Source organism: Sphingobium sp. UBA5915 (assembly GCF_002431195.1).
Lineage (GTDB): Bacteria > Pseudomonadota > Alphaproteobacteria > Sphingomonadales > Sphingomonadaceae > Sphingobium > Sphingobium soli.
Map to the genome: position 1 here is coordinate 89197 of NZ_DJDV01000049.1, position 8703 is coordinate 97899.

The 8703-nt window shown below is 62.7% G+C and carries 11 protein-coding genes and 2 pseudogenes; 3 read left to right on the forward strand and 10 right to left on the reverse strand.

Translation table 11 applies throughout. The features are described from left to right. Positions 1-789 precede the first annotated feature (789 nt). The 9 genes from B2V90_RS07205 to B2V90_RS07245 form a co-directional block, all read right to left on the reverse strand. Entirely contained in the window at positions 790-2157 is a 1368-nt protein-coding gene (locus B2V90_RS07205) for an AAA family ATPase (RefSeq protein ID WP_293920662.1), read from the reverse strand. Beyond that, positions 2144-2701 carry a hypothetical protein gene (locus tag B2V90_RS07210; protein ID WP_293920663.1) on the reverse strand — a complete coding sequence of 186 codons (558 nt, stop codon included), beginning with the start codon at positions 2699-2701 and terminating at the stop codon, positions 2144-2146. The genes B2V90_RS07205 and B2V90_RS07210 overlap by 14 nt, the downstream gene beginning before the upstream one ends. Beyond that, a complete protein-coding gene (locus tag B2V90_RS07215) occupies positions 2698-2826 on the reverse strand; it encodes a hypothetical protein (RefSeq protein WP_293920665.1) in 129 nt (42 codons plus the stop codon). Before B2V90_RS07215 ends, B2V90_RS07210 begins: the two co-directional genes overlap by 4 nt. Then, positions 2823-2993 (reverse strand): hypothetical protein, encoded by a 171-nt coding sequence (locus B2V90_RS07220; RefSeq protein ID WP_293920667.1) that lies wholly within the window; start codon positions 2991-2993, stop codon positions 2823-2825. The genes B2V90_RS07215 and B2V90_RS07220 overlap by 4 nt, the downstream gene beginning before the upstream one ends. Continuing rightward, entirely contained in the window at positions 2990-3181 is a 192-nt protein-coding gene (locus tag B2V90_RS07225; RefSeq protein WP_293920669.1) for a hypothetical protein, read from the reverse strand. Before B2V90_RS07225 ends, B2V90_RS07220 begins: the two co-directional genes overlap by 4 nt. After that, positions 3178-3360 carry a hypothetical protein gene (locus B2V90_RS07230; RefSeq protein ID WP_293920671.1) on the reverse strand — a complete coding sequence of 61 codons (183 nt, stop codon included), beginning with the start codon at positions 3358-3360 and terminating at the stop codon, positions 3178-3180. Before B2V90_RS07230 ends, B2V90_RS07225 begins: the two co-directional genes overlap by 4 nt. 187 nt (positions 3361-3547) lie before the next feature. Next, entirely contained in the window at positions 3548-3727 is a 180-nt protein-coding gene (locus tag B2V90_RS07235) for a helix-turn-helix domain-containing protein (protein WP_293920673.1), read from the reverse strand. Between the two features lie 209 nt (positions 3728-3936). Beyond that, positions 3937-4560 carry a hypothetical protein gene (locus B2V90_RS07240; protein ID WP_293920674.1) on the reverse strand — a complete coding sequence of 208 codons (624 nt, stop codon included), beginning with the start codon at positions 4558-4560 and terminating at the stop codon, positions 3937-3939. Positions 4561-4618: 58 nt separating this feature from the next. Further along, entirely contained in the window at positions 4619-5890 is a 1272-nt protein-coding gene (locus B2V90_RS07245) for a tyrosine-type recombinase/integrase (protein ID WP_293920675.1), read from the reverse strand. Positions 5891-6187: 297 nt separating this feature from the next. Here B2V90_RS07245 and hisC point away from each other — a divergent pair, with 297 nt between their 5' ends. Together hisC and B2V90_RS07255 are read left to right on the forward strand one after the other, a co-directional pair. Further along, positions 6188-7297 (forward strand): histidinol-phosphate transaminase, encoded by a 1110-nt coding sequence (gene hisC / locus B2V90_RS07250; RefSeq protein ID WP_228221348.1) that lies wholly within the window; start codon positions 6188-6190, stop codon positions 7295-7297. Positions 7298-7301: 4 nt separating this feature from the next. Then, positions 7302-8207 (forward strand): prephenate/arogenate dehydrogenase family protein, encoded by a 906-nt coding sequence (locus B2V90_RS07255; protein WP_228221349.1) that lies wholly within the window; start codon positions 7302-7304, stop codon positions 8205-8207. Positions 8208-8228: 21 nt separating this feature from the next. Here the strand turns inward: B2V90_RS07255 and B2V90_RS07260 are convergent. Further along, positions 8229-8534 (reverse strand): annotated as a pseudogene (locus B2V90_RS07260) (lysophospholipid acyltransferase family protein); the annotation flags it as partial. Between B2V90_RS07260 and B2V90_RS07265 the strand changes: the two are divergent. Next, positions 8497-8703 (forward strand): annotated as a pseudogene (locus tag B2V90_RS07265) (phenylphosphate carboxylase subunit delta); the annotation flags it as partial. The pseudogenes B2V90_RS07260 and B2V90_RS07265 sit on opposite strands and share 38 nt — an antisense overlap.

Sequence of the window (8703 nt, forward strand, 5' to 3'; positions counted from 1 at the left end):
ATATGTCAGCCTGGCTTTCCGCAAAGCATCACCTCCGCTTTGCTCGATCCAACGCAAGTTGACGCCGTTACGAGCGCCGAACGCAGTTTCAATGCCCCGCCAGCCGAACCGAATGAAGGTTTCCTTGAAAGCCGGGGGACAGGGCTTCCATGTGGACGGACGCGAAACCTTGGGGGCATCAGAACCCGGTTTGGGCGAGCTGCGCAGCCAGGCGATGCGTTGCTGCCTGACTTCGGCGCCGCACTGGGCCAGCCATTCGCGATTGCGTGCGATGTCACTTCCAAACTTCCTCCGGACGCCACGCCATCCTGTCCGAACATAGACCTCGGCAAAGTCTTGAGGCGGTGGGCTGATGGAGCATGTCTGACCTGCGCTTTCCATGCCCGCAAAATGACAATGGCGCGGCAGCCGCTATACGGACGGGAGAGCCCTTTCGCGCGCGCCCGCATTTACGGCGATAAGGCGGTTGACCCCGGAGATGCATGCCGAAACCCGCACCTGCCCTACGTCCGAAACACCGGGGCGCTTTGGTCGATATAGCGGCTATCCACACCATGTGCCAGCCCTCGCCCGCGCGCCCGCAATGGAGCCGCTTTTGCGGGCATCACTTCACCCGCCATGCGCGTCGATAGGTCCTCTCTCCTGGCTCCCTCTCATAGGCCACGATCCTCTTTCCATGCTCCGGTTGACCAGGGCTGTAGAGCACATAGGCGATGCTCAGCGGCCGGGTGTCTTCATGAAGGGCTGGCATCTGCTCCAGCGTCCGGAGCCTTCGTTTGAGTTCCCGCATTAGTCGCTCCATCCATGAATGTTGCCATCTGGGTCCAAGCTGCCGTCCCCATCAATCGGGCGCGGGGCCTCTGAGGCCGCGCCCGGTATATATTTATATATAGGTGTGTGCTGACCCCCGGTTGTGCTGGCGTTGTGCGGCGTTGTGGGGGAGTGTTGTGCAGCCGTTGTGCGAGCGTTGTGCGAGGGCTCGTCCGCCTCCACCAAAATGGTCTTGGGTCGCTTGGCCTTGGGATCAAAAACCGTCTCAGACTTGATCCGGCCAGTCGAATAAAGTCGGTCCATTGCCTGCTTAAGCTGAGCCCGTTTGAACCCCTTCGCCTGGGGCATCCCCTCAAATTGAGACGGGGCATAGTTCGGTCCTGATGACGGCCCAACCTGTCGTCCGTCCCCTTGCTCATTGCGCGCGCGCAGGCATGCGAGGAAGGCGGCGTTGGCACCGGCGATCGCTGCGGCCTCAGCCAGTTCGGCGCGGGTGTCGTCGCTTAGGTCGCTGTCGAGCTTCAGCGCGAAGTCATGCCAGCGGAACCGGATCTCATCGCCCGGGCGTGCATAGTTCGCCTTGCCGAGCGACAGCACGCGCTCATCGGGATCAATGGCGTTTTCGGGCCGCTCCAGCACGATCTGCGAGCGTACTGCGTTCAGCCATGCCGTGGAGCCTGAATAGCTATCACCGGCCTTGTTGGTGTGTGCCACAAGGATGATCGTCACGCCAAGATCGCGGCACAGGCTGTAGAGCAGGTTGATGAAGGTTGTTACCTCGCCGCGATCGTTCTCGTTTCCCGAGAACAGGTGTGAGGCATTGTCCAAGATGATCAGCTCCGCGCCGGTTTGCTGGATGGTCTCGCGCAGCGTGGCAAAGGTGGGCGTCGGCCGCAGCAGGCCGTTGTCATAGGCACATAGCTCATTGCCCAGACGCCCGCGCAGGGACGCTAGGTGCAGCAGCCCTTCAAGATTGGCCATCGGCACATGCAGGGCGCGGCAGATATGCTCCTGCATCCAGTGCAGGCGATCCTCGTCATCCTCTGCGGTGATGTATAGCGCAGTGACGTTCTGGACGGGGATGCCCAGCATCGGGAGACCGGCAGCGCAGCATGTCGCCAGCTGCTGGCCAAAGGTGGATTTGTTCGCCCCGCCCGCGCCAGTGGCCAGCGTGAGCTCCTGGGCAGGGACAAAGCCGGGCATGATGAAGCGTTTGGGCTGCGCCTTCTCATTCGCCCACTTGGCGAGGTCCGCCAAGGCGAAGGGCTCGGGCTTGCCGGGTGGAACAGCGCGCGCGCCAGCAACAGCTGCGCGGACGGATTCGGAGCCAAACTGCACGAAGTCATCGTTGGCGTCACGGTTCTGTGCGTCACTAAGCGGCTGCATGGCGCACCGCCTTTCGGTACGTGACGCGCGGCAGGCGGGCAGGCTTCGAAAGGATGGCCAGCAACTTGCGCCCGATCATCTCGTCGACCGCGATCGCGTCCAGCGCTGCCAGTTCGCGGATCTCAGGGGCGGACCAATCGAGGATGCACATGCCATCCCCTGCCGCCGCCAGCCAATCCAGCGGCGTGGCATAGAGATGCACCGGCCCATCATCCCAGCGGGGTAGAAGATAGTCTGTGCCGAGTGCCCAACCCAAGCCAGTGCGCCAGAACCAGCGCGCAGGATTGCTGGAGCGCCAGGCGACCAAATCAATCAGCTCGCCTTCTTCCTGCACCGGCATGATGACATGGGCGGGCCCGTCGCCAGGCTGGTAATAGTATGATGGCTCCGGCGTGGCGGCGCTGATGCCGAAAGCGGCCTGGACTGCGCCCAAGGTCGCAATGGCTGGCCCGCTCACGCCAAGGGATAGCATGCGGTCAATATGCTCCTGCCGAACCCGGGCGGCGGCGGCGCTCATCTCGGCATGAAGGTCCATGTCCTTCATTTCGCCACCTCGCGGGCCGCCATGTGTGGTGCTGCCAGTGGGGATGAGGTCATGCCCACCTGAATATTGAGAGCAATGCCGGGCATTCCCGCGCCATGCTGGCGGAGTGCCTGTCCGCCGCTCATGCTGCGCCTCCCCAAGGATCGAAGCTTCGACCCATGATCTCGTCCAATGAGGGGCGCTTCGATTCGGGCTTACCAGCATAAAGCTGGCGTATGACTGCGGCCTCCCGATCAGCGCGGCGTTTCTGCGCTGCTTGCCAGTCAGCGATATCGAAGACGCGGGCGGTCATTCGCGCCACTCCGTCTCATCGATGACGGTCCAGCCATGCTTCAGCCGCAGGGCGTCGGCTAGGGTGCGCGCTTCGCCATAGGTGCGGAACTCCCGGCTGGGGCGATCTATGCGGCGCGGCTCGATCGTGACGACATAGCGCCCGCCAAAAACGCATTCGTTTATGGTGATGGTGCGAGTGTCGGTCATATGGCGGTCCTCCCCTGATCCACGATCGGGAATCCGGTGCGCTGGTGCAGGACGATCGCCCATTTCATCGCTTCGGCATAATCGGCAAAAGCCCAGCCCAGATTATCTGGGATGACCGCCGGCCTGATATTTACGTCATAGCCAGCAGGCAGGGGGGTGATGACGATACGGTCAGCCATGATCCACCACCCCGAATGCCATGGGCGCGATCATCGCTGCGCGGTGAATTGGTAGGGCCAAGCGATCAGCAAGATATTTGATGCGGGCCTGAGCCGTGCTATAAACGCCAGTGTCGCGGCCAAGCAGACACGTAGCGCCTTCGCCCTTATGGGCGGGGGCGTTGCTCTTTCTGGGCATGGCGGATCACTACGCCTCCACAGCGGGCGCGTCGCCGATCAACTGGCGGAGTGATGCCATTTTAACGAGCCTGCGACCGCCGACCTTCACTGTCTCGATTTCGCCACGCCCGATCATCCGGTAGATCGTGGCTTGAGAGAGCGATGTGGCGCGAATGGTCTCTGCGATGGAAACCGTCATGGGCGTCATGGGATGGTCCTTCTGTTTCACCATGACGCATGATTTCCCATGATAGGGGCGGTGGCTCTACGAACGCCAGAAGGGATATAATTGGAATGGGTATTGGCGTGCGCGAGTGTGCACTTTAGACGGCAGATAGCCATGGTCGTCTCCGTGAAAGACGGTTGCGGTTAGGCTCAGGGTGGTGTTGACGCACCGTTCTGAGCCGCTTTGAAGAACTAAAGCAGTCCTAACTGCTCATCGTAAAACTCTGGCTCCTCCTTTATTTCCGAGCCCTGCTGGCGCGCTCTGAGGGCCGCAAATTCATCAAGCCATGCCGCGCGAGCCTTCTCTTGTTTGGCTTTCCATGCTGCTAACGTTTCGGGGTCGCAGTCGCGCTCGAAACACGCGCGCTCGACCGTCCTTGTCCATTGTCCATCTGGCCCAAGATAGCGGGCGTAAGATCCGCCAGGTTGCATGAGATCGCGCAACCGCTGCTCTCGGGCCGATCGGTCTTCCTGTTGCTGCCTTAGTGCCTCGGCAAGCTCCAGCCGCCGATAGGACGGGTAGTGGTAGGGCAGCTCACACTTAAGATAGGCCATTCCAAGCGAGAAGACGCTGTATCGATGATAGATGGCGAGACGGTCGCCCGGCAGCCTCCACCATTCATAAATCGCGTATTCCTGATTTCGCTTGATCACCGAACGCATTGCGCGGAGAACTGAGACGCGGTGCTTCTTCTGCGGCCGCTTAGGGTGCCGATAGATCATCCGGCAAAGATCATCGGTTGTGAACGCGCTTTCCGGTTCCCGTTGCAGCGCTTCCACTATCCCGCGCTCGATCTTTCCCGGGCCACGGCTCATAAGGTCAGACCTAAGTGTTTCCTTTCTGAACAGGAAACACTTAGAGTGAAATCTGGGCTCATGCGGCGCGCTCGTGGATCTGGTGCACTGTCGCGGTCGCCACGCTGGGCAACTTCTCCCGCCATGTCTTGTCACCGGCCAAATATGCTGCCCACGCCTCCATCAACGGCCTGCGCTGATCAAGATAGTTCGTGCGCCTGTAAGCCGCCTCGACCCGATTAGGGTTCGTGTGCGCTAGCGCGGCTTCCACGATCTCGCCTGGTACAGAGGTTTGCTCTGCTGCCCAGTCACGAAAAGCCGATCGCCAACCGTGTACAGTGGAGGAAGGCGACAGGATCTTGTGCACCTTCGAAAGCGCCACGTCTGACAACGCCTCACCTTTCCTAGAGGGAAACACGAGGTCGCTTGTACCCCGAATTTCCTGCATCCGCTTGACCACCGCGACAGCGTCAGAAGACAAGGGAATGGTATGCTCCACCCCTGCCTTGATACGATCGCCGGGGATTTTCCACTCGGCCCTGTCCAGATCGAATTCCGCCCACTTGGCGCCACGAGCCTCACCTGACCGGCAGACGGTCAGCATCACCAACTCAAGCGCCGCCCTACTGATCGACTCCGATGAATTGCGAAGCTGTGACACATAGGCGGCCGCTTCAGTGTACGGGATCGCTGCAAAGTGCCCGCGGCTATCCGTGCCCCGTGCATTCGGATTGCGCTTCGGCTGCTGGGGAAGTCCCATGCGGATCGCCTTTACCGGCAGCTCATGGTCGCGGTATCCATGGGCGACCGACCAAGCGACCACGGAAGCTATGCGCTGGAGAACGCGGCGAGCTGTTTCCGGCTTTGTCGTCCAGATAGGCTTGATCGCCCGCACCACGGCTGGCCCGTCAACATGGTCGATCGATAGATTGCCTAGCGTGGAAAAAGCGTAGCTGGTCAGGGAATCAATCCATTGGTCTTGATGCTTGGCGTTGCGAAACCCTGCCTTTCGCTCCTCATGCGCCTTCGTAGCGGCAGCTTTGAAAGTCGGAATGGTGCGAGCCGCAGCGCGCTTGGCAGCCACCGGATCGATGCCGTCGCGCGACTGGTTGCGCATTTCCCCAGCGCGGCGCCGGGCGTCCTTCAGCGAAACCTCCGGATAGGGCCCGAGACCAATATCGCGCCTGCGCTTTGATGGGTCGAGCACGCGGGCAATCCAAGAGCGGGAGCCGGATTTCGTCACCACCAGAATGAGGCCGTCTCCGACCGAATAACGGCCTGGCGCCTTCATGGCAGCCACCTCTTTGTCGGTTGCGGACTTGGTGCGGCGTGTGGGTTTAATGTCGACCATACCCACATAAATGACAACACTAGGCGTGCGCTGTCAAGATAGGGATTGAGAAAACATGACAAGAACAACGGCAGAAAATCGCGACATTTCGGCAGCAATTTGAGAGGCGATGATGTGGGTTGATCGTCTAATTCGGCGGACTCCGTCTCCGCCATTTTTCCTTTGCCGCATATGTTGCTGACCACTTCAGTCGGAAAGTGGCACCCCGCCGCCATGATCGCCCACGGTTGGGACGATGCCGGGCGTCTTCTCTCCCATGCTTGGCCTTTTCGCGTCGAGCGGGTAAAGCCCCCGGCCATGACAGACACAGTTGCACATCCTAAGCCCAAGGACTGGATTTTGGGCATTCACGCCTATGTGCCCGGCAAGGCCGCGACCGATGATGGTCGGCCGCTGGTGAAGCTTTCCGCCAACGAAAATCCGCTGGGTACGGGCCAGGCGGCGCGCGAGGCGTTCATGGCCGCCGCCGCCGACATGGCGACCTATCCCGACCCCGCGGCGAGCAAGCTGCGCGCGGCCATCGGAGCCAAGCACGGGCTGGACCCGGCGCGCATCATCTATGGCACCGGATCGGACGAATTGCTGCACCTGGCGGCGAGCGGCTATGCCGGGCCGGGCGACGAAATCCTCTATGTGCGCTACGGCTTTGCCGTCTACGACATCGCCGCGCGGCGCGTCGGCGCGACGCCTGTCATCGCGCCGGACAAGGATTATGCGACCGACGTCGACGCGCTGCTGGCTGCGGTGACGGAACGCACCAAGGTCGTATTCCTTGCCAACCCGAACAACCCGACGGGCACCATGACCAGCCGGGCCGAGATTGCGCGTCTGCATGCGGGCCTGCGCCCCGACATATTGTTCGTGCTGGATCAGGCCTATGCCGAATATCTGGAAGAGGGCGAGGATGATGGCGGGCTGGCGCTGGCCCGCGAGGCATCCAATGTGTTCGTGACGCGCACTTTTTCGAAAATCTATGGGTTGGCCGCCGAGCGGATCGGCTGGGGCTATGGATCGCCCGAGGTGATCGACATTCTCCACCGCATCCGTGCGCCCTTCAACGTCACGACCGTGGGCCAGGCCGCGGCGATCGCGGCGATCGGCGATGATGATTGGGTGGAGCGCAGCCGCGCGCACAACAACCAGTGGCGCGAATGGCTGGCGGGCGAGGTCGGATTGCTGTCCAACCACGGGCTGCGCGCGATCCCCAGCAAGACGAATTTCCTGCTGATCCTGTTCGAGGGCAAGCTGACCGCCGAAGCGGCGATGAAGGGATTGTGGGACGAAGGCTTCGCCACCCGCTGGCTGCCCGGGCAGGGCCTGCCCAATGGCCTTCGCATCACCATCGGCACCGAGGAACAGACCCGCGCGGTCGCTGCCAGGCTGCGCGCCATGGCGGAGGCCGCCTGACGCCATGCTGCCCTTTGCCCGCGTCACCATCATCGGCCTGGGGCTGATCGGCTCCTCGCTCGCCCGCGCGATCCGGGCGGACATGCCGACCGTGCAAGTGACCGGGCATGACGCCGATGCGGCCGTGCGCGACATAGCGCGGCGGATCGATCTGTGCGACGATATTACCGACACGGCGGGCGCGTCTGTGACCGACGCCGACCTGGTGATATTGTGCGTGCCGGTGCGCGCGATGGGCGCGGTGGCGGCAGAAATTGCCGATGACCTGCCCGCCGACGCCATCGTCAGCGACGTGGGATCGTGCAAGGCGGACGTGCTGGCGCAGCTGAGTACCGCGCTGCCCGGCCGCACCATCATTCCCGCCCATCCGGTCGCCGGCACGGAAAATAGCGGCCCCGAAGCGGGCTTCGCCACGCTGTTCAAGGGCCGCTGGTCGATCGTGACGCCGCCCGCCGATGCCGACCCGGCGGCGGTCGAAAGGGTCGCCGAACTGTGGCGGCGCGTGGGCGCGGATGTCGAGGTGATGGACCCGGCGCATCATGACCTGGTGCTGGCGGTGACGAGCCACCTGCCGCACCTGATCGCCTATACCATTGTCGGCACGGCCAGCGATCTTGAGGATGTGACCCAGAGCGAGGTCATCAAATATTCGGCCGGCGGCTTTCGCGATTTCACCCGCATCGCCGCGTCCGACCCGACCATGTGGCGCGACGTGTTCCTGGCGAACAAGGATGCGGTGCTGGAAATGCTGCAACGCTTTTCCGAGGATCTGTCGGCGCTGCAACGCGCGATCCGGTGGAATGACGGCGATGCGCTATTCAGCCTGTTCACCCGCACGCGCGCCATTCGCCGGTCGATCATCGAACAGGGGCAGGATGACGCCAAGCCGGACTTCGGCCGGTCGCACTAAGCGGGGATTGTCTGCTGCTTTTCAAGCCTGTGGCGGGTTAAGCACATTGATCGCGGCGTGAACGATCCGTTCCGCCTCCTTGCGATCCAGGCCGGTGGGGACGATCGCCCCGACCTTGTAAGTGATCGTGCCGGCGCGCTTCATGAAGCGCCCGCGCGGCGACACGCGGCCGCTGTCCACCGCAATAGGCACCACCGGCAGGCCTAGCAGGCTGTAAAGCCCGGCAAAGCCCGATTTGAGCGGCGGCGCTTCGCCATGGGGCACGCGCGTGCCTTCAGGAAAGAGGCAGATGGCCCGGCCCTGCGCGGTCGCCGCGCGCGCCGCCGAGCTCGGCATCGCCCATGTGCTGCAGGGAATCGACGACAAGCGCGCGGCCTTCGACGCGCTGTGCGCCCGCCTGGGCGTCGGCGCCGACGAGGCGGGGTTCATGGGCGACGAACTGATGGACGTGCCGGTCCTGCGCCGCTGCGGGTTCGCCTGCGCGCCGCCGGAGGCG